A 23,932-nucleotide genomic window follows, 5' to 3' on the forward strand; every position below is an offset into this window, starting at 1 on the left:
TCATGAAACGACTGGGGGCAGAAACCATGCCGGGACCGACCGGCCAACACACCCTCATCCTGCAACAGGAACGGGCTACGAAAAAGGTAACGGGGGCGGAAGCCCCGCGTTTAGTTGTTCTACAGAAGTACGAAGTACGGTTAAGACGTGTGGAAAACAGCCCTTAAGCCCCGATGGATCGCTGGCTTTGTCTTGGCGATCGTTCTCTCCGGGGTGTTCGTGCTGCTGAGCCAGTGGCAGTTCGGCCGCTCCACGCAACCCGAGGTCCCGGTGAATCCGGCGTCCGAGCAGGTCCAGCCGCTCACCGGCACCCTGCAGCCCGGCGAGTTTTTCCATGGCAGCGTTGCTGACCAGATGGTCACTGCGCAGGGAACGTACAGTCCCGACAAGCAAGTGCTGATACCAGGCAGGCTCCACGACGGGAAGACCGGCTACTGGGTCGTGAGCGCCTTCGCCGTCAGCGGCGCGCCCGCGCTGACGGGAGCCGGCGCCTCACCACAAACCTGGATCCCCGTGGCCCGCGGTTGGGTGGCCGAACCCGGGGATGCGGCAGCACCGCCGTCGGGCGCTGTTCAACTGACCGGGCGCCTGCTGCCCTCCGAAGCCCCCGTGGGCGGGAAAGACCCCAAGCCCGGAGAAGCTTCAGCCGTTTCCGTGGCGGAGCTTATCAACGATTGGGAGGTGAGCAGCTACCCCGGCTTCGTGTCAGCCACCGCAGAGGTGGTGGGCGGCCAGGACGTCAGTGCCGCCGCAGCACCGGGGAAGCTCCAGCCCCTGAATATCGGGCCGCAGCCGCCAGGACAGCACATCAACTGGCTCAACCTCTTCTACTCCATCGAGTGGGTGGTCTTCGCGGGCTTCGCCTTCTTTATCTGGTGGCGGCTGGTCAAAGACGATTACCATCGCGACCTGGAGGAAGCCCTCGAGGATGAAGGCGCCCCCACCTCCGAACAGCACCAGCACGAAACGCCGCAGACCGGACAGCACCAGCAGCCCGGTCCGCACGAACAAAAGGTACAGCCATGATTGATCCGAAACCCGCCACCCCGTCCCCGCAGGCCCGCGGCGGCCAGGCTTCCGGCAAGAAGCGCCGCTTCGGCGGTACCGAGGCGCAGATCCGGTCAGCCCTGAAGTTCTACAAAGTCATGGCCTACCTCACCGGCACCATGCTGCTCCTGCTGTGCGCCGAACTGGTTGTCCGGTACGGCTTCGGCCAGTACCTGTTCGCCGGCGGCACGGACGCCCTCACCGGGCAGCCGTTCGGCTTCGGGTTCGCCGGCGCCGAGCCGCCGGCGGTGCTGAACGGCGTCAACGTGTCCGTGACCGTGCTGATCGTGCACGGCTGGATGTACGTGGTCTACCTGGTGTCCAACTTCCGGCTGTGGTCGCTGATGCGCTGGCCGTTCCTGAAGCTGGTCCTGCTCGCCCTCGGCGGCGTGGTGCCGTTCCTGTCCTTCATCGTCGAAAAGAAGTTCCATGCCGAGGTGGAGGCGGAACTGGCCGCCAACCCGCAGGCGCCGCAGCGCTACTAAGCCGCTCCAGCCGTCTGCCGGCACCCGCTTAGCTGGCCGCCGTCGAACGTTTGCTCCGTCACAGCGGGCCTCCCAAGATGCGCCGGTGCAAGGGCGCCAAGTAGGCTATTACGGTGACTACTCCCACTGCATCCCAGACTTCCCAGAAGCCGGTGCTGGTTGTTGATTACGGTGCCCAGTACGCGCAGCTGATTGCCCGCCGCGTCAGGGAAGCGAACGTGTATTCGGAAGTAGTTCCGCATACCTGGTCCACCGAGCAGCTCCTGGCCAAGAACCCCTCCGCCATCATCCTCTCCGGCGGACCCTCCAGCGTTTACGCCGACGGCGCCCCGAGCGTGGGTGCCGACCTCTTCGAAGCAGGCGTCCCCGTCTTCGGGATCTGCTACGGCTTCCAGGCGATGGCCAACGCACTGGGCGGCAAAGTGGACAAGACGGGCCTCCGCGAGTACGGCTCCACGGAGACCACCATCCTGGGCGAAGGGCGCTCCGTACTGGAAGGCATGCCCCAGCACCAGAAGACCTGGATGAGCCACGGCGACTCCGTCCACCAGGCGCCGGAGGGCTTTGAAGTCCTGGCGACGACGGCGGGCGCTGAAGTGGCAGCCTTCGCCAACGAAGCAAAGGGCCTCTTCGGGGTGCAGTGGCACCCTGAGGTCAAGCACTCGGCTTACGGCCAGCAGGTGCTCGAGAACTTCCTCTTCAACTGCGCCAAGATCGAACCCAACTGGACCACGGGCAACATCCTGGAAGAGCAGGTGGAGCGCATCCGCCAGCAGATCGGGGATGCGCGCGTCATCTGCGGCCTTTCCGGTGGAGTGGATTCGGCCGTCGCTGCAGCCCTGGTCCAGCGCGCGGTGGGCGACCAGCTCACCTGCGTCTTCGTGGACCACGGACTGCTGCGCGAGGGCGAAGCCGAACAGGTGGAACGCGACTTCGTGGCCGCCACCGGCGTGAAGCTGTACGTGGCCAACGAGCAGGAACGCTTCCTCTCCGCACTGGCCGGCGTCAGCGACCCCGAAACCAAGCGCAAGATCATCGGCCGCGAGTTCATCCGCGCCTTTGAAGAAGCCGAACTGGCCATCATCACCGAGGCCGCGGCCCACGGAGAGAAGATCAAGTTCCTGGTCCAGGGCACCCTGTACCCCGACGTCGTCGAATCCGGCGGCGGCGAAGGTGCCGCGAACATCAAGAGCCACCACAACGTGGGCGGCCTCCCCGAGGACCTGCAGTTCGAACTCGTCGAGCCGCTGCGCGCCCTGTTCAAGGACGAAGTCCGCGCCGTGGGCGCCCAGCTGGGGTTGCCGCAGGAGATCGTCGGCCGCCAGCCGTTCCCCGGCCCCGGCCTGGGCATCCGGATCGTGGGCGAGGTCACCAAGGAGCGGCTGGACCTGCTCCGCAAGGCGGACGCCATCGCGCGCGCCGAGCTGACCGCAGCGGGCCTGGACAACGAAGTATGGCAAATGCCCGTCGTCCTGCTGGCAGACGTCCGCAGCGTCGGTGTCATGGGCGACGGACGCACCTACGGCCACCCCATCGTGCTGCGTCCCGTGTCCTCGGAGGACGCCATGACGGCCGACTGGTCGCGCCTGCCGTACGACCTCCTGGCCAGGATCTCGAACCGGATCACCAACGAAGTGGACGGCGTCAACCGGGTGGTGCTGGACGTCACCAGCAAGCCGCCGGGAACCATCGAGTGGGAATAGCATCCTAAGTGGCCGGCCTCCGAGAGCGGGGGCCGGCCACTGCTTTTCCCGGCGAAATCCTCCGCAATTTCCCTGCCCCAGTGTTGCGGTCTCTCAAGTCCGGCATCGAAGCGGCTACTCTCGAACCTATGCCGGTATGGTCCAGGGCGTCACGTGCAAACGCAGAAAAGAAGGCAGAAGTGTCAGTTGGTCAAGGCCACCCGGAAGGCTCGGAAGAGCTTCGCAAATGGCTGTCCGGGCTCAAACCTGTTACTGGTGCGGACACAATGCTGCGCTTCACCAAGACGCCCGAAGGCTCCATCGACCTCACCTCGGCGCACCCCTCGGGACTGGCCCAGCTCATGGCCGGGCGCCGCACACGACTGTCCACACTGATCCGGGACCGCCAGCAGTATGTGGTGGCCGCCAGGGCCTCACGGAACATCCGCTCCAAGATCTTCGAACTCGCCAACGACCGCGGCATCGATGCCGGCTACCTCTCCGCGGGTACCGTGGTGTGGACGTCCGCCGTTGGGGGTAAACCCCAGCGTGTGTCCGCCCCGGTCATGCTGACCGCGATTTCCCTTACGGTCCGGCCGGGGGAGGATGACTTCGAACTGCAGCTCACCGAGCAGGCGCACATCAATCCTGCACTGGTGCGGCACCTGAAAAACATCCACGGCATTGTCTTCGACGTGAACGCCGTAACACGGCTGGCGTACAGCACCGCCCGGTTCGACCCCCAGCCCGTCCTGGACCGGCTGGCCACCCTGATCAGGCCCATTCACGGCGCGGAAACCCAGCACAACCTGCTGGTCTCCACTTTCGCGGACCTCTCCGGCAACCTCGATGACCCCTGGATCAACGACAACCACCCCATCGTCTCCGCGCTGGCCACCGCTGCCGGCGGGGAAGTGGTGGACGTCGAGGAGCCGGATCCGTCCCGCTTCCCGCACCTGGACAGGAGGCACCCCGAGGACGAACTGCTCCTGCTTGACGCGGACGCGGACCAGCAGTACGTGATCGATGCGGCCCGGGCCGGTGACTCCCTTGTGGTCAGCAGCCCACCGGGCACCGGCCAGACCCAGACCGCAATCAACACGATCGGTGCCTTGGTGGACGCCGGCAAGACCGTGCTGGTGGTGGGCGACCGCCGCGCCAGCCTCAACCAGGTAACCGGACACCTGGAGTCATTGGGCCTGGAGTCCATCCTGTTCCAGCTTTCGGGAAACGTCAGCGCGCAGCAGCTGAAGGGCCAGCTGGTCCGGGCGATTGTCCGAAACGAAAAGTCGCTGGAACCGCAGCTCGGGAACCTCCACACCACGCTCACCGAGCACCGGCATGCCCTCATGGACCATGTGGCATCCCTCCACAACGTCCGGGAGCGGTGGGGCTGCTCGCCCTACCAGGCCATGCAGTCGCTCGCCGAGCTCACCTCCATCCATCCCGCCCCCGCCACCACGGTCAGGCTCAAGCGCAGCGTCCTGGACAACATCCGGGACCGCGAGGAGCTTGCCGGCAGGCTTCGGCGTGCCGCAGAACTGGGCAGCTTCAGCAAGGCGGCCACCACCAGCCCATGGCACGGTGCCCGGCTCCTGACGCGCAAGGAGACCGAGGAAGCCCAGGACCTGGTTGGCTCCATTGCCAAGAGCCTTCCTCTCCTGCGCGACCGGATGGACGCCGTGGCTGAGCATGCCGAAATCCGTTTGGGCGAATCCTTCTCCGAATGGGGCGAGCAGCTTGAACTGCTGGTGGCCGTGCGCGGTAGCCTGGACAAATTCACTCCGGACATCTTCGACCGGCCGGTGACGGACCTGATTTCCGCCACGGCACCGTCCGCCTGGCGGCGTGAACGCGGCATCGAGATGACCTCCATGCAACGCTCCAGGCTCCGCCGGGTGGCCAAAGAGTACGTTCGCCCTGGCGTGCACATCGCCGATCTGCACTCATCACTGCTGCTGGTCCAGGAACAGCGCGCCCTGTGGGCCGGCTACGCCACCACCCAGCGGCACCCTGCGGTTCCGTCCGGCCTGGCCGAGATGAACTCCATGTACCGCTCCCTGGCGCAGGAACTGGCGCAGCTGGGCGAGGCGCTTCGGCATACCGAAGACGGCGGCTCGCTGACCACCGTTCCTTACGCACAGCTGATGGAACGCCTGGAACGCCTGGTGGCAGACACGGAGACCCTGAAGACACTGCCCGAACGCACGCTCCTGATCGAGAACATGCGCGAACACGGCCTGGGCGAGCTCCTTGCCGACCTTGCTGAACGGGAAGTACCGGAAGGATCAGTAACCGCCGAGCTGGAACTGGCCTGGTGGCAGTCGGCGCTCGAGGCAATGATCAGTGGCGACGACTACCTTGCCATGTCCGACGGCGACGCCCTGCGCCAGCTGGAGGCAGAGTACCGGCTGGCGGACAACGCCCACATCGCCAGCGGAGCCGCACGCCTGCGGTGGGACCTGGCGGAGCGGTGGCGGAGCGCTATCGCGGCCCAGCCCCGGCAGGCGGACCTCCTGCGGAGCCTGCTCAAGGACGGCCGCGTCTCCCTGGCGGCGCTGACGGCACAGGCTCCGGACCTGATCGGGACGCTGGTTCCCGTCTGGTCGGTCAGCCCCTACCTGATGACAGGCCTCCTTCCGGCGGAGCAGCACTTCGACGCAGTCGTGATCCTCGATGCCGAGGCCACGTCGCTTCAGGCTGTGCTGCCCTCGATCGCCCGGGCACGGCAGGTGGTTGCCTTCGGTGACTCCCGCATTGCCACGCCCAGGACTTTCACCGTCGGTGTGGAGCGGCTGGCACCGGGAGAGTCCGCTCATCATCGTGTGGAGAGCGCCTTCACCGCGCTCTCTGCAGTCCTGCCCGTCTGGCGCCTCAACCAGGTTTACCGGGCGGTGGACGAGGACCTGGTTCTGCAGCTGAGCAAGAGCTTCTACGACGGCGGCCTGCGCCGGCTGCCTGAAGGACAGTCAGCAACCGGGCTGGACCGCTCCCTCCTGGTGGAATACCTTCCCGACGGCACCGGCCTTCCCAGCGCCGATCATGAGGGCGTGGAATCTGTGGTCGCAGAGGTCAACCGCGTGGTGGAACTGGTCTTCGAACACGCCCGCCTGCGTCCGCGGACTTCCCTCGCCGTTGTAACCGCCAGCCTGCGGCACGCCGCCCGGATCGGCGAATCCATCAGGCTCCAGCTGTCCAACCAGCCCGGACTGGCCGGCTTCTTCGGTGCCGGCCCCGAATCCTTCCGGGTAGTCGACCTGGAACGGGCCCAGGGCCTGGTCCGCGACCACGTGATCTTCTCGCCGGGATTTGGGCGGACCCCGCACGGCCGGGCACTCCATAACTTCGGGCCGCTGTCCGCGGAGGGCGGCCGTGAAAAGTTCGCCCTGGCCATGACCCGGGCCCGGCGTTCCATGCACGTGCTGACGTGCTTCCGTCCCGAGGACCTGGACCACACCAGGCTCACCCACGGAGCGGTGGACCTGTACGCGCTGCTGGACCGGGAGATTTCCGGCAATACGGACCTTGGTACTCCTGCGTCCCGTGCCGCCGCCAGCGAACAGTCCCTGGGGGCGGACCCCCTCGTGGCGGACCTGGGGGACCGGCTGCGTGCCCGGGGCGCCAGGGTCTGGCACCAGTATGACGGTGCCATCGACGTTGTGGCGGCGGCTGACCCACTGAACACTATGGGCCAGGACGACCCGGACCTTCCGCGGCCCGTGGCCATCGAATCGGACGGCACCGCCCAGTACCGCAGCATGAGTGTTCGCGAACGGAGCCGGCTGCGCCCGCAGCTGCTGGAACGCCTGGGGTGGCGCTACATGCCGCTGTGGACCATCGAAGTGTTCACCGACCCCTCTTCCTGCGCAGACCGGATTGCCGGCTACCTGGGACTTGAGACAATGGTCTTGCCGGCAAGGACAACGCAGCCGGGCGGCTTCCTTGATGACGACTTTGACCAGACGTTCCAAGGGTTGGACGCCCCGCGTTCCGCCTCCCCCGGGTACCGGCCCCGCGAAGCGGCCGAAACCAGGACCAGTGATGGCGGGTACAGCCGGGGGGACGTCGCCGGCAAGGAGGACAGCCACGTGGCCGAAGAGAGCAGCCCTGAGGAAGACAGGCACGACGAAGCTATGCGCCAGAACGGGAACGCGAACGACAGCACTGCGGAGGAAACCGACGGGCCCGGGCCCACGGCACCTGCACCGGCGGCGCGGACCGCAACCGGAGGGACCGAAGAGATCCTCCCGAGCAAAGCCGCGGAAGACGATGCCCGCAGCTGGGGTGACCGGGAAGAGGACCACGATACCTGGCTGAAGGAGCAAAGGCCGCCGCACTGGGGCTGACCGCTTCCGCCCCTTCCGTGCAGGCGCTGTCCCGCTTACTGCGGGCTGACCAGGACGAAGAAAAGCCTGCCCTGGGTGGAGGCTCCGGCCAGGCGGGATGATTGTTCCGTTGTTGCTGCCACCACGATCAGTCCGTCCGTTTCGCCCGTACCAAGCCATTGTCCGCCCTGGCCGCCATTGTTTGACGTCCACAGCACGGGGACCGCGGATGCCAGCACCTCGGAGGGGCCCTGCTGGTCGAACCCGTTGGCGGACGTCAGCACCACGTTAACCAGCTGGCCAGGCGAAACAAGTTGGATGGACGCGGCGTCAGCCATGCGCAGCGGAACGGCGGCTGAACCGGGTGGAGTACCTGCCAGCAGTCCGGGACCAAGGAATTGGGTGTCCGTGAGGAGCTGGCCCTTGCGGACCGGCGCGGCGAGTTGCTTGCCGGCCGCCGCGGCGCCGTCCTGGAGGACGCCATCGGCCACCATTCCCGGCGGAACCTGGACCCGGGCCAGGTCGGCGGCCGTTACCGCGCTTCCGGCGGGAAGATCCCGCGCCGCGGCCAACGCCGGGACAGTGGAAAGCGGGGCAGGAGTGAGCTGCTGGACGGCGACAGCTGCGGCAGCACAGAACAACAAAGCTGCGGCGAGGCGGCGGTTGCGGTTCAGCCAGGCGCCGAGCCGGACGCGCACGGGGCGGCTTTTCGACCGGGCCTGGAGGCTGTGCGGGGGTGTGGAGAGCCGGAAACCGTCGCGGCGACGGCGGGGAAGTCTGGGCATGCGCCCACGCTAGCGCCGAAGGGTGTGGCGGGGGAGCGGGGACTAAGGCTATGTGGACAAAGGCGGCCGGCGCTGGAGCGCACCGGCCGCCGTCGTACTAAAAGTGAAGGCGGTCAGCTGGCCGCTGCTGCGGGCGCCGGAGCGGCGGGGGCTGCAGCGGGTGCAGCCGGAGCGGCGGCCGGTGCGGGGGAGACAGAGCTGCCCTTGGAATCGCGGGAATCGGTGCGGTAGAAACCGGAGCCCTTGAAGACGACGCCGACGCTGTTGAATTTCTTGCGCAGCGTCCCCTGGCATTCAGGGCAGGACGTCAGGCTGCTGTCCGAGAACGACTGGACGATGTCGAAGGCGTGGCCGCAATCCTTGCAGGCGTAAGCATATGTTGGCACTGGTGCTCCTCCTCTTGGGCAAACGAGAGGTCCCGTGCTGCCACCTGGTAAACCATTAGCAGTCGCAGGGCCTGAGTGCTAATTCTATCACTGCGCCCGGTGGGGCCGGGCTCAGGCCCCGCCCGGCAGTTTCCGGTATCCCGACGGCATCAGCACGGCAGGAACCGGCCGGTCGAATTCTTCGGCGGGAATCCGGCCTGCAGGCAGCAATTCATCGTCATAGATAACCGCGGCAAGGGGTATTTCCTTCCCAGCCGTCGCGAGGTGCCCCAGGAATTTGTCGTAGTACCCGCCACCCTGGCCGATCCTGTTGCCTGCGAGATCCACTGCGGTGGCAGGGATGAACAGCATCGCTGCGCCGCCCGCTGTTTCGGGCCCGTGCCTCTCGCCTGCCGGTTCCAGGATGGGTGCGTATTTGCTGCGCTCAAACCTGGTATCCGGGGTCCAGAACACCCAGCCCAGTTCCCGCCCGGGTTCACACACCGGAAGCAGGACTTTGTGTCCGCCGCGGTGCAAAGCTGCAATCAGGGGCAACGTTGGGGGTTCCTGCCCAACGCCGAGGTAGACGCACGCCGTTCCTGGGCTGCGGCCTGTCACCGTGCCGGCCCAGGCTTCCCCGTGGACGGCCAGGGCCACGCCTGCAGCTTCGAGTTGCTCCGGCAGCAGGCTTGCCCGCCGCCGCCGGTGGGCGGCCCGGATATCATCCTTGACCGTATTCGTTTCCTGAAGCATTGTGTCCTTCCTGCCTGTCCTGTAAGTACGCGTCGGGTCACCGCTTAACTGCCCCGGCACCCGTCTGACGCGCCGGTAGTTACCGAAAGACGGGACTGACGCTAGATTAGACCGGTGAACACCAGTAACCCCAGAGTCCGCAAAGCCGTCATTCCCGCAGCGGGCCTGGGTACCAGGTTCCTGCCCGCCACCAAGGCGATGCCCAAGGAAATGCTCCCCGTCGTAGACAAGCCTGCCATCCAGTACGTGGTGGAGGAAGCTGTCCACGTGGGCCTTAATGACATCCTGATGATCACCGGCCGCAACAAGCGGGCTCTGGAGGACCACTTCGACAGGGTGCCGTCACTGGAATCAACCCTGAAGGACAAGGGGGACGAGGAGAAACTGGCATCCATCCAGGCCGCCAGCCAGCTGGGCGACATCCATTACGTCCGGCAGGGCGACCCCCACGGCCTGGGTCACGCAGTGCTCCGCGCCAAGCAACACGTCGGCAATGAAGCCTTCGCTGTCCTGCTGGGGGACGACCTGATAGATGCCCGCGATGAACTCCTCAGCACCATGATCGATGTCCAGGCGGAAACGGGAGGGTCCGTGGTGGCCCTCATTGAGGTGGAACCTTCGCAGATCAGCGCCTATGGTTGCGCGGACGTCCAGGAAATCGAGGGCGAGGACTACGTCCGGGTCAACCGGCTGGTGGAAAAGCCTTCCCCGGAGGAAGCGCCCTCCAACCTGGCGCTGATCGGGCGCTATGTCCTCCATCCCGCAGTGTTCGAAGTCCTTGAGCGCACTGAGCCGGGACGCGGCGGCGAAATCCAGTTGACCGATGCCTTGCAGGAGCTCGCGCAGGGCGACGGCGAGGGGCACGGCGTGTACGGCGTCGTGTTCCGCGGGCGCCGCTACGACACCGGCGACAAGCTGAGCTACCTCAAGGCATGCGTCCAGCTGGCCATCGACAGCGAGGACCTGGGGCCCGGCCTGAGGGAATGGCTGCCCGGGTTCACGGCCGGCCTCTCCCGGTAACGCGATGCGCACTGGTCCCATTTGGCCGGTCACCCTCGAATGCGGCGACCTGGTCCTGCGGCCCATCCGGTACCGCGATAAGAAAGAGTGGACCGCCGTACGGTCGCGCAACAGTGAGTGGCTGGCGCCGTGGGAGGCCTCCAACCCGGATCCTGCAGGCGGCCTGCCCGATTACCGGCACATGGTCCGCTCCCTCAATGTCCAGGCCGCCCAGGCCACAGCGCTGCCTTTCCTCATCACCGAGTGGATGCCGGGCCTGAGGAACCCCGCCATCGTGGGCCAGCTGACGGTATCGTCCATCGTCTGGGGTTCGGCCATGATGGCCACCCTGGGGTACTGGGTGGACCGGGAGCGTGCGGGGCGGGGGATTGCGCCCACCTCCGTGGCACTGGTGACGGACCACTGCTTCCGCGCCCTCGGCCTGCACCGGATGGAAATCAACATCCGGCCGGAGAACGGCCCCAGCCTGCGGGTAGTGGAGAAACTGGGTTTCAGGGACGAGGGGTACCGGCCCCGTTTCCTGCACATCAACGGCAAATGGGCCGACCACCGCTCGTTCGCGCTCACTGCGGAGGAAGTCCCGGACGGGCTTCTCGGCCCGTGGCTGGCCTCCCGCCGCTCTTAAATCCAACGGTTTGCCGGTGGGGGCACGACACACCGGTGGTAATGCGCCCTGAGCAGGCATGATGCTCATACGGTTTTGAGTGTGGACTTCCCCCTTAGCAGCTCAGTGATCCTTGTGGTTGCCGTCGCGCTCTGGATTGTATGGGTTGCCCCTTACGTCCTCAGGAACCGCCGGCGCCAGTTCCAGGTCGCCGCCGACTTCCTGGCGGACGCCCACGCCGATGAGAAGCCGGACCAGCTGCCCGGCGTGGTCCTGAACGTTGCCGTCCAGCAGGAGAAAGCCATGGAACCCAGGAAGAGTGCCGCACCCGGTGCCGGCACTGCAAGCACCCCGCAGCCGGCCCGGTTCCGCGTCCGCTACGGTCGGACCGCCCTGGCCGTTGTTGGGCTGCTGTCCCTGGTCACGGCCTTCATTTCGGGTGTACTGCTTCCGTTCGGTATCGGTACACCGGCCCTTCCACTCCTGGGCGCCCTGCTGGCCGCCGGGTCGGTGGCGTTGCTGCGCTCGCTTGCCGTCCGGGACCGCAAGGCCAAGGTCAACGCCGCTTTCCGCTCGGCGATGAGCGCTCCGGCGCGCCGTCCGGACGCCGCCATCGTCAATCCTGAAAAGCCTGCCTCCGCTCCTGCGCGGCCGGACAGCCCTCTCTTTGATGCCGAGGCGGGGCAGGCCAGGATCAAGCCATTGACTGCGGTGGAACTCCGTGAAGCAGCACTCGCCGTGGCTGTGGCGGCCGGTGACACTACTGCAGCCCCCGCTGCTGCAGCCGCGTCCGCCGGTACCCCTTGGGAGCCGGTGGAAGTTCCGAAGCCTGTCTACGTGGAGGCCGCAAAGGCCCAGCGCCCTGAGCCGAAGCCACTCGAACTCCCGGAAGCCCCCAAGGCAGTTGGCAAGCCTTCACTGAAGAAGGGCGCTGCCGCTACGGCGCCCGCCGACGGTGCGGAAGCGCAGCAGCTGTCCAAGGCACAGAGCGCACTCAGCAACCTCGACGACGTCCTTCAGCGCCGCCGCGCTTAGGGTCAGGTGGGGGCGCGCCGGGGTCCTTCCCGCACCCTGCCCGCGCCAATTGGCGTTGGGCCGGGAAAATTTGTAGCCTAGGGACACCGGTTCCGCACCGGCCGCGGTCTCCCGCAGGACGCGGAAAAGATCCGGGGCTATAGCTCAGTTGGTAGAGCGCTTCGTTCGCATCGAAGAGGTCAGGAGTTCGAATCTCCTTAGCTCCACAAATTGCAGGCCCTCGTCCGGGACCATGGACGGGAGGAGCATTTCTGGGCTCCGTACACGGGCGGGAGTGCTATCTTTTGCGGATGGACCTTGCTGTCACGCTTAAAAACGTTGCCGCCCACGCTGGCGTGTCCAGGACGACGGCCTCGAATGTGCTCACGGGCACGGGGCGTGTGTCCTCCGAGACGCGGGATCGAGTCCATCAGGCCATGCGCGAGCTCGGTTATGTTTACAACCGTGGCGCCGCATCGCTTCGAACGCGGCGGACGACCACCGTCGGCGTCGTGGTTACCGACATTGCCAACCCCTTCTTTGGCGAACTCCTCGTGGGTCTTGAGTCCGCCTTGGCTGAAGCAGGGTTCCGCTCCCTTGTTGTCGCGTCGTCAGACAACCCGGTGCGGCAGGACGAGCTCGTTAATGAGCTCCGTGAATACCAGGTAGCTGGGCTTGCCATCATGCCGGCCACCGGCTCCAGCCGTAGCTTTCTGGAGGGTCTCGAAGCCTCTCGGATGCCGCACGTCTTCGTAACGAAGTACCTGGAAGGCATGCCCGCGCCTTACGTGGGACCAGACGACAGGTTAGGTGGCCGCCTGGCGGCGCAACACCTCCTGGCCCACGGTTGCCAAACTTACGCATTCGTTGGGGGCTTTTCCGGCCACCTGTCCCGCCGCGACCGCATCGAGGGCGTGCGTTCAGCACTGAGGGAAGCTGGACTGGAACCTGACCGGTTCACGGAGATTGAAAGCGCGTCGAACGGGGCAGGTGGTCTGGAGGCAGGCAAACGCCTCCTCCAGGCACGCCAGCTTCCGGAAGCGATTATCTGCCAGAGCGACGGGGTTGCCTTTGGGGTTTATCGGGCGTTGCGTGAGGCGGGAAGAGCCAGCGAAGTGCGGGTCATTGGTTACGACGATGTCCGGACAGCGGCGCTCTGGGAACCTCCCCTGACATCCGTCGCTACCCACCCCGAAAGGCTCGGACGGGCGGTTGCTGAACTGCTTTTGGAGGAGATCGCAACCCCTTCGGGAGGCGTAACGGAAAAGATTTTCGCCCCGGAGCTCATGGTGCGGGAATCCTGCGGTTGTCATGGAGTGCCTTCATCCCTGTAACCCTTGACAGTGATCCACATCACCTGACACGATCGGCGAAGTGCTGAATCGATCCCTCAAAGCCTAGGGATCCCCGGCGCTAATCCTTTTCCTTCATGGTGGATCGATTCGGCAAAGTTGCTGAATCGATCCATCAAACCTGAGGTTTCCCGAGCTAGCGACTCCCAAGGAGCGATGTATGGACGCAACCATTTCTTCAAACCCGTCTTCCGGCGCAGGTACCGTCGGACGGCCTGGCCCGCTGCGACGCGGGAGGACCGCTGGCATCCTGGCGGCCGTTGGGGCCATAAGCCTGGTCCTAGGGGGGTGCGGGAGCGCGACCGCGCCGGCAGCAGGTCCCTCAGCTCCAGTCGTGGATCCAGCCTCGGCCAAGGGAGCCTCGGGGAATCTTTCAATTTGCGGCGGCCGCGACTCTGTGGGTCTCTACAAGGGCACCATCGACGCGTTCATGAAAGCGAACCCGGGAATTACTGCGAAATATACGGTCCTGGGCGCCACCACGGATGAGAGCCGCACCCAGGCCGTGCAAAGGCTTCAGGCCAAATCCAGCGAATGCGACATGTACCTCACTGACGTGACGTGGACGCCCGAGTTCGCTTCGCAGGGCTGGCTCCAGGACATGACCCAGGTGACCGACGCCGTCAAAGGCACCCTTATCCCTTCCACGGTCGCGACGACCCAATACAAGGGCAAATCATGGGCGACGCCGTTCTACACCAACGCAGGTCTGATCTACTACGCCAAGGACAAGGTGGGCAAGCCCGAAACGTGGCAGCAGCTCTACACCGAAGCGGCAAAGTCGCCCGGCAGCGGCCTGGTGTACCAGGCCAAGCAGTACGAGGGGCTGACAGTTAACTTCCTCGAACTCCTCTACAGTGCCGGCGGTGACGTCATCGATGAGCAGGGAAACGTCAAAATCGATTCGGCTGAGACCCGCAAAGTGCTCGACTTCATGGCACAGGGCATTAAGAACGGTTCGGCGGACCGTGCGGTGCTCACCTATGACGAGAACGCGACGCGCCTTGCCTACGAATCAGGCAAATTCGGATACGAACGCAATTGGCCGAACGTCTACGGCCAGCTAAACGCCACCCCGCTCAAGGGCACCTTCGGCGTCGCGCCGCTGCCGTCCTTTGACGGCAAGTCCCATGGCAGCGGCGTACTCGGCGGGTGGAACCTCGCAATCTCGGCCTTCGCCTCCAACCCCGGTGCAGCAGCGGCCTTTGTGAACTTCGAGTCCTCACCCGAGTGGCAGAAGCATGTGGCTATGGATTACTCCCAGGCGCCCGCGGGAGAGGCAGCGTACTCCGACCCGGCGGTCCTCGAGAAAATGCCGTTCGCCACGGAGCTCCTGGTCTCCGTCAAAGGCGCTAAGCCCCGGCCCGTTTCCCCGGTCTATTCTCAAATTTCGGCGGCCATCAACAAGAACGTCTACGCCGTGCTCTCGGGCACATCCACCACCGACGACGCGGTGAAGAACATGGCGGACCAGATCAAGACCGCGCAGGCGAGCTTCTGATGACGACAGCGCGGACTCTGCTGCCCGACCGACATCGCAGCACCCGGGATCGTGAGGAGCGGCGCCTGGCGGCCTTCATGACAGCGCCGTCGCTCATCCTTATGGCGCTCGTAGCGGCCGTACCGATCGGGTATGCGATCTGGCTGTCGCTCAACCAGTACAGCCTCATCCAGGCTGGGCTGTCCCGTTTTGTGGGGCTGGGCAACTACGCGGCCGCGCTCTCGGGTCCCGACTGGTGGAAAGCGTTTGGCCAGACCTTTCTTTTCGCCGCCACGTCAGTGACCCTGGAGATGGTTTTGGCGACGGGGATGGCGATGCTGCTCAATCTCACCTTCCGTGGCCGGCCCTGCTCCGCACCGTCGTCCTGGTGCCCTATGCGATCATCACGGTCGTCAGCGCTATCACTTGGCAGACGATGTTCGATCCGACCACAGGTTTTGTGCCCCAGATCCTCGCAGCCCTTCACCTGCCCGGAGCAGGAGTTGTCTGGCTTGGTGAACAGGGCTACGCGATGTCCGTGATCGTGATGGCCGATGTGTGGAAGACGACCCCGTTCGCGGCGCTCATTATCCTTGCCGGCCTGCAGGCGATCTCGCAGGAGACCTATGAGGCCGCCGAACTTGACGGCGCAAGCCGGTGGAAAACGTTCGCGTACGTGACACTCCCGCTGCTTCGTCCCGCCATTGTCCTGGCAGCGATCTTCCGTACCCTGGACGCACTAAGGATCTTCGACCTGCCGTTCGTGCTCACGCATGGCGCCAACGGCACGCAATCAATGTCGATGCTGGCCTACACCCAGCTGAACGAAAACCGGCTCGTCGGGCAGGGCTCGGCACTCTCCATCCTCACATTCGTCACTGTCATGATCGTCTCCGCCGTGTACATCCGCTTTGGTGGCGGGAACATCCGCGACATTGCCCGGGAGGACCGCCAATGAGCACAATGACCGCTTCACGAGCCGCGGCCGGCAGCACCCGGTCCCTACGCACCACGGCGCCGCGCCGCAGTAGGGCACGGCTCCACCCCCTAGTGTGGGTATTCGCCATCCTTGCCATGGGTTTTTCGCTCGTGCCGTTCTACTGGCTGGTCAGCACTTCCCTGAAGAAAGGCGCGAGCCTGGGCCGGGGCGAGCTGTTCCCGAGCGAGCCGACCCTCGATAATTACGTGGCCGTGTTCGGCAACGGGGACTTCTTGCTGGCGCTGCGCAACTCGGTGATTATCGCCGTCGTAACGACCATAATCTCCCTGGTCTTCGCGTCATTCGCAGCCTATGCGCTCGCCCGTCTTAGAATGCGCCGGAAGGCTCTCCTCCTGACCTTGATCCTGTCGGTCACGACCTTCCCTGCCATCGCAATCGCCGCGCCCATGTTCGCGATTTGGCGCGACATCGGCCTGTACGACACCCTCGTCGGCCTGATCATTCCCAAACTCACCTTTGCGCTGCCCTTGGCGATCTACACGCTGACCTCGTTCTTCAGGGACATTCCCCGCGAGCTCGAAGAGTCGGCCTATGTGGACGGTGCCACGCCGTTTCAAGCGTTCAGGAGGGTCATCCTTCCGCTTGCTGTTCCGGGCTTGGCGACGACGGCAATCCTGGTCTTCATCTCGGTCTGGAACGAGTTTCTCCTGGCCGTCACCCTGACCAGCTCGCCCGCAGCCAGGCCCGTCCCGGTGGCGATCGCGTTCTTCAACGGTATGAGTGAATTCGACCTTCCGCTGGGCCGAATCAGTGCAGCGTCCGTCATCGTCACGATCCCCCTCGTCATCCTGGTGCTGATCTGCCAGAAGCGGATTGTCGCTGGCATGACGGCAGGCGCCGTGAAGGGCTGACCCGCTCCACGGTCAAATCAACACCTTCCAGACCGCATCCGCACAGGTGCGGCAAACCACAGATAAGGAACCAAATTTCGTGAACTCCGAGCAGCCACAAACTCCCACACTGAAGGTCGGTGTCGTCGGCATCGGCTGGGCAGGCCAACAGCATCTGAAGGCCTACAGCACTATTCCTGGCGTCGAGATCCACGCGGTTGCAGGGATGGAAGAGGACCTGCTCCTCTCGCTCCAGACTGAGTACGCCATCCCGAACGCGTTCCGGCGTTGGGAGGACATGCTGGAGCTCCAGGACCTGGACGCCATCAGCGTCGCGGTGCCTACGTTCCTGCACGCGCCGATCGCCGTGGCCGCCCTCGACCGCGGGCTGCACGTCCTGAGCGAAAAACCCCTCGCCCGTTCCGCTGAAGAGGGCCGCACCATGGTCGCCGCGGCTCGAAGAGCCGGCAGAGTTCTGGACGTTGCCTTCAACCACAGGCGACGCGGCGACATCCAAAAACTCAAATCGATCATCGACAACGGGGAACTTGGGCGCCCCTACTATGCAAAGGCCTCGTGGTTACGCAGGACAGGCATTCCCCGCCTCGGTAGTTGGTTCACAAACCCGGAGCTCTCCGGGGGTGGCCCCATGGCCGACATTGGCGTCCATGTCCTGGACTACGCGCTTCACCTCTTGGGCGAGCCCAAGGTCGTGAGCGTCTCGGCGACCATCCATGCAGAGCTCGGCCCCAGGGGCCGAGGCGGAAGCTCACGCTTCTCACCGATGAGTGCCGAACACGCCTTCGAAGTCGAGGACTTTGCCTCCGCGTTCCTCCGGCTCGAAGGCGGCGCAACGCTTCTCATCGAGGCAGGCTGGGCCAGCTACCGAGAAAAGGACGACCTGCTGGGCTTCATGGTCTACGGCACCGATGGGGGCGCGGAACTGACAGCAAAAGGATCTCCGTCCGCCCCCGTCGGCCAGCTCACGATCTTTACGGACAAAGATGGGGAGAACGCCGACTACATGCCGGAAGCTCAGCCAGGGCTGGGCCATCAGGCCGTCGTCAGAGACTTCATCGAGAGCGTCCGCGGGGGCGAAACGGTATGGGGGCATCATGACGGCTCCCTGGCCTTGAACCGGGCCGAAATCATTGATGCATGCTATCGGTCTGCCCGCGAAAGCAAGGAGGTTCAGCTGTGAACAATGTCGAAAGACTGACCATCCTGGTGTGGAATGAGGGCGTCCACGAGGCCCTCAACGAACCGGCCCACATCGGGGATATGTACCCTGACGGCATCCATGGAGCCATCGCTGCAGGGCTTCGCTCCCACCTTCCGGACGCCGACATTTCGACGGCGGTCCTCGCCACCGATGACGAGCACGGACTGGATGAGGAGGTGCTCGCGGAGACGGATGTCCTGCTCTGGTGGGGCCACAAGGCGCATGCCGAGGTCAGTGACGCCGTCGTCGAGCGCATCCACCGCCACGTGCTGGGCGGGATGGGGCTGATCGTGCTCCACTCCGGGCACTTTTCGAAGATCTTCACCAAACTGCTGGGCACCAGCTGCTCGCTGGCGTGGCGGAACGACGGCCAGCGGGAGCTGGTGTGGACCGTGAAACCCTCGCACCCCATCGCAGAAGGCGTGGACAGCCCCATCGTCATCCCGGAACAGGAGATGTACGGGGAACTGTTCGACATTCCTGACCCTGACGACCTGATCTTCATCAGCTCCTTCGCCGGGGGCGAGGTGTTCCGTTCCGGTGTCACGTTCACCCGCGGCAAGGGCCGCATCTTCTACTTCAGCCCCGGCGACCAGGAGTACCCCGTGTACCACCACCCGCAGATCCAGCGGGTCCTGGCGAACGGGGTACGCTGGGCCGCGCAGCCCGGGCTCGACCGCGCAGCCCCGGAAGTCAGCCACCGGCCACGAGGATGGTACGAAACTCCGGCCGACCTGCCGGCGCACCGTCAGTCCCCGCCAATCATGGATGAGGCGGTGCTCCGATGAGCCGTCTGGGTATCGCAGCAATTGGGTATGCGTTCATGGGCAAGGCACACTCACAGGCGTGGCGTAACGTGGCGGCCTACTTCGACGTTCCTGCCATTGAGCAGCGGGTCGTGGTTGGCCGGGACGCGGGCCAGGTCGCCGATGCGGCGGCCCGGTACGGGTGGGCGGAGTCGGCCACGGACTGGCGCGAGGTCATCGTGCGCGAGGATGTGGACGTCGTGGACATCTGTGCCCCCGGATGGCTCCACGCCGAGATCGCCATCGCCGCACTGGAGGCTGGTAAACATGTGCTGGTAGAGAAGCCGCTCTCCAACACCATCACCGAATCCGAGGCCATGGTCGCCGCGGCCCAGGCAGCCCGGGCCCACGGGGTGCAATCGATGCTGGGGTTTAACTACCGGCGTGTGCCCGCCCTCGCCTATGCCAAGCACCTCATCAGCACCGGGCGTCTGGGTACGGTCATACAAGCCCGCGTGTCGTACCTGCAGGACTGGCTGGCCGACGAGCACGCACCCATGAGTTGGCGGCTGCGGAAAGAGGCCGCAGGTTCGGGGGCACTGGGAGACATCGCCTCGCACGCCATTGACCAGGTTCAATACCTTCTGGGCGACACCGTCACAGAGGCCTCCGGACGTCTTCACACCTTCGTCAACCACCGCCCGGGCCACAGCGGGACGGAGCAGGTCACAGTCGACGACGCCGCTTGGGCAACGCTGGCCCTCGCCAGTGGAGCGATAGCTTCTGTTGAAGCTTCCCGGGTGGCGCGGGGTCGGAAAAACTCGCTGAGGATCGAGGTATATGGCTCCCTCGGTTCCCTGGCGTTCGACCTCGAGCGGCTGAATGAGCTTGAGTTCCTGGACGCGAAGAACCCCGTTGAGGAGCAGGGCTTTCGGCGGATCGTTGTCACAGAGCCGGAACACCCATACGTTGATGCATGGTGGCCCCAGGGCCACGTAATCGGGTGGGAGCATACGTTTACCCACCAGGTCAGTGATTTTCTTGCCGCTATCCGTGACGGAATCCCCCCGTCCCCATCGTTCGAGGAGGGGCTGCAGGTCCAGCGGGTCTTGGCCGCGATCGAGGAATCGGCAGCTGCGAAGTCGGTTGTCCTGCAGATCTGACAGACAAGCAGATTCGAGTCCCAGTCCGGGTGGGACAGGGGCAACCGAGTGGATGGGGCCGCACCGGCAGCAAGGAGTGGGTTTGGAGTCGAGGACCGGTCCGCCGGCCGTGCCGGCGGACCGGTGCCGTCCAGGGTTTCATCGGACGACCATTCCGGGTCCCGGGGTGGGGCTGTTCGGCGGGAGATAGTCCTCAAGACGAGGCTGGGTTCCCAGCACGTTCCGCCAGGAAGCGCACCAGGTTGGGTGGCCGGTACGCGGGATCCTGATCATGCCGCTTCATGGCTGACTCCGCCACCGTTTCATGCGCGGGATCAGTCAGACCTATCGGCCGGACATACGCCGGAAGCATCTTCCAGAAACCGGTGCGCGACTCCTGGATCGGCGGAAACACATCTGATGCACCGTCCGCCGGCGTGCCCGGTACCGCAACCGGCACGGCGTCAGGACGGAACGCAAGGCCTGCGCTGCGGGTGCGTTCCATGATCCATCCCAGTGCAATGTCGGACAGGAGGCTGCTCCGGTTCCCGCCGCCAACGTCGCCGTGGGTTCCGGTGAACCAGACCTGTTCCAGACGCTGATTGCCGGCGTCGTCCTGTGGCTGCCAGAGGGCCGGGGCGAACGGTTTGCGTTTCTCGTCAATTGCGAGGGCTTGAAATGCGTTGTCGACCGTTGTGGACAGCCCGGTGTCGTGGAACGCAAACCTGCGGTTGAACCTGTCCACGAGAGGTAACCCCGTGAGGGGAATGCCGAGCGCACCCACGGTGTCCCAGACGGCAATGCAATGAATGCGGGTTTCGTGGGAGAAGGAGCGGCGGAAGAGTGTGGCTTCCACCGACCGGGGATTGGTGGTGGCCGTTCGGTCCCTGTAAAGGCTGTAGGCATCGCGGAGCCTGCCCCGGAAGCGGCGCCGGAGGATGCCCGCGTTCCTGATCAGTCCGGCGGTGCTGCGTGCTGTGTAGGCGCCCCGGCTGAAACCCAGGAGGAACAACTCATCCCCGGGCTGGAAGTTACCCATGATGAAACGGTACGCGGCGAGGATATCGAGGGAGAGACCCGCCCCGAAAGCGCCTCCTCCGAGCCGGTCCTGGCGTCCGGTGCCCACCCCGCGGTGGTAGAAGACCCTTTGCTCGATATCAGCGCCCATGCTGTCCTTGCCGGTGGCGGCGATGCCAAGTGCGAGTTTGGTGACGTTGGTGGGACATGGTTGCCCGTCTTCAGTCTGGTCCGGCGTTGCCCACGTTCCGTCGCAGCACACCACAATTCGCTTGGCCATGTTGTCTTCCCGGCAGATCAGACCCTCGACTCGGCCGCATTCGCGGCTCCGCGGGTTCCATCGGTATACACCCGCCACGCACACAGCGTCCACAGGTTCCGGCGAGACTGCGCGCCAAGGGCTGGGACTGTTGCGGGTGACACCCGGCAAAACGCGGGAGCGATGGGCCCACCGATCCAAACGGCGGGTCCTGGAGTGGGGGCCATGGGAATCATTATTGGACTTCTTGTCATCTGGCTCATCCTGTCGATCCTCGGCTTCGTCGTGAAGGGCCTTCTGTGGCTCGCCATCATCGGGCTGGTCCTGTTCGTCGCCACCGGCGTCTGGGGCTGGCTCAAGCGCAGAACCAACGCCTGATTTCGTCTTCCTGCTGCAGCGGGAAGACCTACTGCCGAAGGACTCTGGCTATCCGTCGGCAGGGGCTGCATGCTACCTGCATGAGCCGTGTAGGGGAGGCCCCCGGGCCAGTGCCGCTGGTTCCGCCGGTCCGGCAGCACATGGAGGTGAACTCCGCCCTGCATCCCGACCGGCCATGGATTCGTGCCGTCCGGATCCTGGTGGGCCTGTTCGTGATCGCAGCAGTCATCCAGAAGACCCTTGATGCCACACTGCCTGGCAACGACGTGGATGTTCCGCAGCTGTACTCGGAATTCACGGTGCAGGGAAACCTGGTGTTCGGGCTTGTCCTGGTTTACTCAGCGGCGCGGCACCGGTCAGGGCTGCCGGCGTGGTGGGACCACCTGTTCGGCGCACTGGTCCTGTACATGGTCATGACGGGGATCATCTACGTGGTGCTGGTAGCACCGCCGGGAGAGCCGTGGTGGACCTGGGACTTGTATTGGCCGCAGCTGGCCCACCACCGCCTGGCCCCGCTGGCGGCGGCTCTTGACTGGCTTCTTGTGACCCGGACAGTGCACGGCCGGTGGTTGCGGCCGCTGGCCTGGCTGGGGTACCCCGTGGCGTTCCTTGCGTTCTCCTGGATCCGGGGCGGGCTGGACGGATGGTATGTCTATGACTTCCTGGACCCCACCCTCGACGGCGGCTGGCCAAGGGTGCTGGTGGCAACCACCCAGGTCCTCTTCGCGTTCCTGGTCATGTCCCTGCTGGTGCACGCAGCGGGCAACGCGAGGGTTTCGCTGTCCCTCGGGCGGCGCCCAAGGCCGAAGACCGGCTAGATCCAGCCCTTCTTTTTGAAGATCCCGTACATAAGCGCGCCTGCCGCAACCATGAGGACCAAGGCATACGGATAACCGAAGGGCCAATGCAGTTCGGGCATGTTGTCAAAGTTCATCCCGTAGATCCCCGCGACAAAGGAGGGCGCGAACAGGATTGCTGCCCAGGAGGAGATCTTCTTGACCTGTTCGTTCTGTTCGGCGCTGGCTTCGTTTTGCCGGTTGGCGGTCAGCGTCCCATCGAGGGTCAAGGCGTTCTGCAGCAGGTCCCGGAAGGAGTCTGCCCGCGAAATCACCCGTTCGACGTGGTCTTCGACATCCCGCAGGCTGTGCCGCAGGTCTGTTTCCACCTGGTACTTCTCGAAGCCGCGCTTCAGCTGGTCCAGGATTTCCGGCAGGGGATGGATGGCACGCTGGAACTGGATCACTTCCCGTGCCAGTTCGTAGATGCGGCGGGACACGGAGGAGTCACCGCTGAACAGTTGGTCCTCGATCTCGTCGATGTCGTTTTCCAGTCCGGCGACCACCGGCGCGTAATCATCCACCACGCGGTCCAGCAGAGCATAGAGAACCGCCTCGGGGCCGTGCTGGAGGAGATCCGGCCTTGCCTCCAGGCGCCGGCGGACGGTGGCTACACCGGCTGTTTCGGCGTGCCGGACGGTCACCACGAAGTTCCTGCCCGTGAAGACGTGCAGTTCGCCAAACTCCACGGTTTCATCAGCGTCCAGGTAACGGGCCGGCCGCAGGACGGTGAAAAGGTTGTCATCGTAACGCTCCAGCTTCGGCCGCTGGTGCGCCGAGACAGCGTCCTCCACCGCAAGGGCGTGGAGGCCGAACTCGGCGGCTACGGCGGCCATCTCTTCCGCAGTGGGCCGGTAAAGCCCAATCCAGGCCATCCCGCCGTGGCGGGCCAGCGTCTCAAAGGTCTGCTCAAGGTTTTCCGGCTCAGCGTGGCGGACGCCGTTGACGTATACGGCGTTATCGATGATGGTCATTCAGGAAATCCTAGCCGCCGGAGCTGAAGCGTTGCTAAGGCCACTGATGAGTGGCTCCGTCCGGTAGGGGATGTGGGTGTGCAGGGCCAGCACTGTTTCTGTCCGTATGACCCCTTTGATCCTCAGGACCTGCCGCAGGGACGCCTGGAGGTTGTGCGTGTCTGTGGCCACCACCCGGCACCAGACATCGCCACGGCCTGAAATCTCGTGGACCTCCAGGACCTGTGGGATGAGCCTCAGCGCCGCCACCACGCCGTCGAGCTCGCGGTGGGAGACCTCGATGGTCACGAAGGCCACCACGTCATAGCCCACCGCTTCAAGGTCCACCTCCCGGCCGCCCGGGCGCAAAACGCCGGCGCGGAGCAGGCGGCGCAGCCGCGACTGTGCCGTGTTGCGGGCGATTCCCAGGGACTCGCCCAGTTCGCCGATCTGGATCCGCGGATCCCGGATGAGGGCCAGGAGGATCTTCAGGTCGGTAGGGTCCAGCTTGTTCAAGATCGCCACTCTCCATCATTGCTGATTGGCAAATTTGATAATTCTGCTCAATTATCCTCCGGAAGACGGATGGAATCAGCAGTCATGCCCCAATCTTGGAGCAACACAGTTGTACCCGCGC

The 23,932-nt window shown here is 64.9% G+C and carries 22 protein-coding genes and 1 tRNA gene; 17 read left to right on the forward strand and 6 right to left on the reverse strand.

What is annotated here, in order from left to right; all coding sequences use genetic code 11:
* Positions 1 to 147: 147 nt before the first annotated feature.
* The 4 genes from J2X98_RS08175 to J2X98_RS08190 all read left to right on the forward strand — a co-directional run bounded on the left by J2X98_RS08175 (position 148) and on the right by J2X98_RS08190 (position 7,560).
* The gene (locus tag J2X98_RS08175; protein ID WP_141942510.1) at positions 148 to 1,026 is read left to right on the forward strand and encodes an SURF1 family protein; all 879 of its coding nucleotides are present in this window, start codon (positions 148 to 150) and stop codon (positions 1,024 to 1,026) included.
* Positions 1,023 to 1,532: a DUF3817 domain-containing protein gene (locus tag J2X98_RS08180; RefSeq protein ID WP_307306500.1), complete on the forward strand. Its 510-nt coding sequence runs from the start codon at positions 1,023 to 1,025 to the stop codon at positions 1,530 to 1,532. The genes J2X98_RS08175 and J2X98_RS08180 overlap by 4 nt, the downstream gene beginning before the upstream one ends.
* A 113-nt stretch (positions 1,533 to 1,645) precedes the next feature.
* Complete coding sequence (gene guaA, locus J2X98_RS08185; RefSeq protein WP_307306502.1) at positions 1,646 to 3,235, forward strand: glutamine-hydrolyzing GMP synthase; 1,590 nt, start codon at positions 1,646 to 1,648, stop codon at positions 3,233 to 3,235.
* A gap of 128 nt (positions 3,236 to 3,363) precedes the next feature.
* On the forward strand, positions 3,364 to 7,560 hold the full coding sequence (locus J2X98_RS08190) for a DUF4011 domain-containing protein (RefSeq protein WP_307306505.1): 4,197 nt from the start codon (positions 3,364 to 3,366) through the stop codon (positions 7,558 to 7,560).
* A gap of 35 nt (positions 7,561 to 7,595) precedes the next feature.
* On the opposite strand, the gene J2X98_RS08195 is transcribed toward J2X98_RS08190, so the two are convergent.
* From J2X98_RS08195 to J2X98_RS08205, 3 genes are all read right to left on the reverse strand, one after another.
* Positions 7,596 to 8,324, reverse strand: a complete 729-nt coding sequence (locus J2X98_RS08195) for an RcpC/CpaB family pilus assembly protein (protein ID WP_307306508.1) — start codon at positions 8,322 to 8,324, stop codon at positions 7,596 to 7,598.
* A 113-nt stretch (positions 8,325 to 8,437) separates the two neighbouring features.
* Positions 8,438 to 8,710, reverse strand: coding sequence for an FmdB family zinc ribbon protein (locus J2X98_RS08200; RefSeq protein ID WP_141942502.1), 273 nt, complete (start codon positions 8,708 to 8,710; stop codon positions 8,438 to 8,440).
* A 111-nt stretch (positions 8,711 to 8,821) separates the two neighbouring features.
* Positions 8,822 to 9,442, reverse strand: coding sequence for a 5-formyltetrahydrofolate cyclo-ligase (locus J2X98_RS08205; protein ID WP_307306513.1), 621 nt, complete (start codon positions 9,440 to 9,442; stop codon positions 8,822 to 8,824).
* A gap of 114 nt (positions 9,443 to 9,556) precedes the next feature.
* Between J2X98_RS08205 and galU the strand changes: the two genes are divergently transcribed.
* The 11 genes from galU to J2X98_RS08260 all read left to right on the forward strand — a co-directional run bounded on the left by galU (position 9,557) and on the right by J2X98_RS08260 (position 19,873).
* Positions 9,557 to 10,462, forward strand: coding sequence for a UTP--glucose-1-phosphate uridylyltransferase GalU (gene galU / locus J2X98_RS08210; RefSeq protein WP_141942498.1), 906 nt, complete (start codon positions 9,557 to 9,559; stop codon positions 10,460 to 10,462).
* Positions 10,463 to 10,466: 4 nt separating this feature from the next.
* Positions 10,467 to 11,087, forward strand: coding sequence for a GNAT family N-acetyltransferase (locus J2X98_RS08215; protein WP_141942496.1), 621 nt, complete (start codon positions 10,467 to 10,469; stop codon positions 11,085 to 11,087).
* Positions 11,088 to 11,192: 105 nt separating this feature from the next.
* Positions 11,193 to 12,101, forward strand: coding sequence for a hypothetical protein (locus J2X98_RS08220; RefSeq protein WP_307306844.1), 909 nt, complete (start codon positions 11,193 to 11,195; stop codon positions 12,099 to 12,101).
* A gap of 133 nt (positions 12,102 to 12,234) precedes the next feature.
* Positions 12,235 to 12,307, forward strand: a tRNA-Ala gene (locus J2X98_RS08225).
* Positions 12,308 to 12,391: 84 nt separating this feature from the next.
* Positions 12,392 to 13,414, forward strand: a complete 1,023-nt coding sequence (locus tag J2X98_RS08230; protein ID WP_307306519.1) for a LacI family DNA-binding transcriptional regulator — start codon at positions 12,392 to 12,394, stop codon at positions 13,412 to 13,414.
* Positions 13,415 to 13,766: 352 nt separating this feature from the next.
* Positions 13,767 to 14,933 carry an ABC transporter substrate-binding protein gene (locus J2X98_RS08235; protein WP_307306523.1) on the forward strand — a complete coding sequence of 389 codons (1,167 nt, stop codon included), beginning with the start codon at positions 13,767 to 13,769 and terminating at the stop codon, positions 14,931 to 14,933.
* A gap of 367 nt (positions 14,934 to 15,300) precedes the next feature.
* Positions 15,301 to 15,870 (forward strand): carbohydrate ABC transporter permease, encoded by a 570-nt coding sequence (locus J2X98_RS08240; RefSeq protein WP_307306526.1) that lies wholly within the window; start codon positions 15,301 to 15,303, stop codon positions 15,868 to 15,870.
* A complete protein-coding gene (locus tag J2X98_RS08245) occupies positions 15,867 to 16,763 on the forward strand; it encodes a carbohydrate ABC transporter permease (RefSeq protein WP_141942489.1) in 897 nt (298 codons plus the stop codon). The genes J2X98_RS08240 and J2X98_RS08245 overlap by 4 nt, the downstream gene beginning before the upstream one ends.
* Positions 16,764 to 16,842: 79 nt before the next feature.
* Positions 16,843 to 17,943 (forward strand): Gfo/Idh/MocA family protein, encoded by a 1,101-nt coding sequence (locus J2X98_RS08250; protein WP_307306530.1) that lies wholly within the window; start codon positions 16,843 to 16,845, stop codon positions 17,941 to 17,943.
* Complete coding sequence (locus tag J2X98_RS08255) at positions 17,940 to 18,752, forward strand: ThuA domain-containing protein (protein ID WP_307306534.1); 813 nt, start codon at positions 17,940 to 17,942, stop codon at positions 18,750 to 18,752. The genes J2X98_RS08250 and J2X98_RS08255 overlap by 4 nt, the downstream gene beginning before the upstream one ends.
* Positions 18,749 to 19,873: a Gfo/Idh/MocA family protein gene (locus J2X98_RS08260; RefSeq protein ID WP_141942484.1), complete on the forward strand. Its 1,125-nt coding sequence runs from the start codon at positions 18,749 to 18,751 to the stop codon at positions 19,871 to 19,873. Before J2X98_RS08255 ends, J2X98_RS08260 begins: the two co-directional genes overlap by 4 nt.
* Positions 19,874 to 20,066: 193 nt before the next feature.
* On the opposite strand, the gene J2X98_RS08265 is transcribed toward J2X98_RS08260, so the two are convergent.
* Positions 20,067 to 21,149: a DUF2235 domain-containing protein gene (locus J2X98_RS08265; protein ID WP_307306542.1), complete on the reverse strand. Its 1,083-nt coding sequence runs from the start codon at positions 21,147 to 21,149 to the stop codon at positions 20,067 to 20,069.
* Positions 21,150 to 21,353: 204 nt separating this feature from the next.
* Between J2X98_RS08265 and J2X98_RS08270 the strand changes: the two genes are divergently transcribed.
* Together J2X98_RS08270 and J2X98_RS08275 are read left to right on the forward strand one after the other, a co-directional pair.
* A complete protein-coding gene (locus J2X98_RS08270; protein ID WP_285244256.1) occupies positions 21,354 to 21,506 on the forward strand; it encodes a hypothetical protein in 153 nt (50 codons plus the stop codon).
* Positions 21,507 to 21,586: 80 nt separating this feature from the next.
* The gene (locus J2X98_RS08275) at positions 21,587 to 22,324 is read left to right on the forward strand and encodes a Pr6Pr family membrane protein (protein WP_307306544.1); all 738 of its coding nucleotides are present in this window, start codon (positions 21,587 to 21,589) and stop codon (positions 22,322 to 22,324) included.
* Here the strand turns inward: J2X98_RS08275 and corA are convergent.
* Complete coding sequence (gene corA, locus J2X98_RS08280) at positions 22,321 to 23,316, reverse strand: magnesium/cobalt transporter CorA (RefSeq protein ID WP_141942478.1); 996 nt, start codon at positions 23,314 to 23,316, stop codon at positions 22,321 to 22,323. The two genes, J2X98_RS08275 and corA, sit on opposite strands and share 4 nt — an antisense overlap.
* Positions 23,317 to 23,811 carry an Lrp/AsnC family transcriptional regulator gene (locus tag J2X98_RS08285; protein ID WP_174237601.1) on the reverse strand — a complete coding sequence of 165 codons (495 nt, stop codon included), beginning with the start codon at positions 23,809 to 23,811 and terminating at the stop codon, positions 23,317 to 23,319. It abuts the gene before it with no gap.
* Positions 23,812 to 23,932: the final 121 nt, after the last annotated feature.

Origin of the sequence: Pseudarthrobacter enclensis (assembly GCF_030811655.1) — a bacterium.
In the GTDB taxonomy this organism is placed as follows: Bacteria; Actinomycetota; Actinomycetes; order Actinomycetales; family Micrococcaceae; genus Arthrobacter; species Arthrobacter enclensis_A.

Excerpts from the sequence above, each read along its gene's own strand:
- J2X98_RS08215 (WP_141942496.1), top strand. The coding sequence starts at position 10,467 with ATGCGCACTGGTCCCATTTGGCCGGTCACCCTCGAATGCGGCGACCTG.
- J2X98_RS08195 (WP_307306508.1), bottom strand. The coding sequence starts at position 8,324 with ATGCCCAGACTTCCCCGCCGTCGCCGCGACGGTTTCCGGCTCTCCACA.
- J2X98_RS08270 (WP_285244256.1), top strand. The coding sequence starts at position 21,354 with ATGGGAATCATTATTGGACTTCTTGTCATCTGGCTCATCCTGTCGATC.
- corA (WP_141942478.1), bottom strand. The coding sequence starts at position 23,316 with ATGACCATCATCGATAACGCCGTATACGTCAACGGCGTCCGCCACGCT.
- J2X98_RS08245 (WP_141942489.1), top strand. The coding sequence starts at position 15,867 with ATGAGCACAATGACCGCTTCACGAGCCGCGGCCGGCAGCACCCGGTCC.
- J2X98_RS08180 (WP_307306500.1), top strand. The coding sequence starts at position 1,023 with ATGATTGATCCGAAACCCGCCACCCCGTCCCCGCAGGCCCGCGGCGGC.
- J2X98_RS08190 (WP_307306505.1), top strand. The coding sequence starts at position 3,364 with ATGCCGGTATGGTCCAGGGCGTCACGTGCAAACGCAGAAAAGAAGGCA.
- J2X98_RS08275 (WP_307306544.1), top strand. The coding sequence starts at position 21,587 with ATGAGCCGTGTAGGGGAGGCCCCCGGGCCAGTGCCGCTGGTTCCGCCG.
- J2X98_RS08265 (WP_307306542.1), bottom strand. The coding sequence starts at position 21,149 with ATGGCCAAGCGAATTGTGGTGTGCTGCGACGGAACGTGGGCAACGCCG.
- J2X98_RS08260 (WP_141942484.1), top strand. The coding sequence starts at position 18,749 with ATGAGCCGTCTGGGTATCGCAGCAATTGGGTATGCGTTCATGGGCAAG.
- J2X98_RS08205 (WP_307306513.1), bottom strand. The coding sequence starts at position 9,442 with ATGCTTCAGGAAACGAATACGGTCAAGGATGATATCCGGGCCGCCCAC.
- J2X98_RS08230 (WP_307306519.1), top strand. The coding sequence starts at position 12,392 with ATGGACCTTGCTGTCACGCTTAAAAACGTTGCCGCCCACGCTGGCGTG.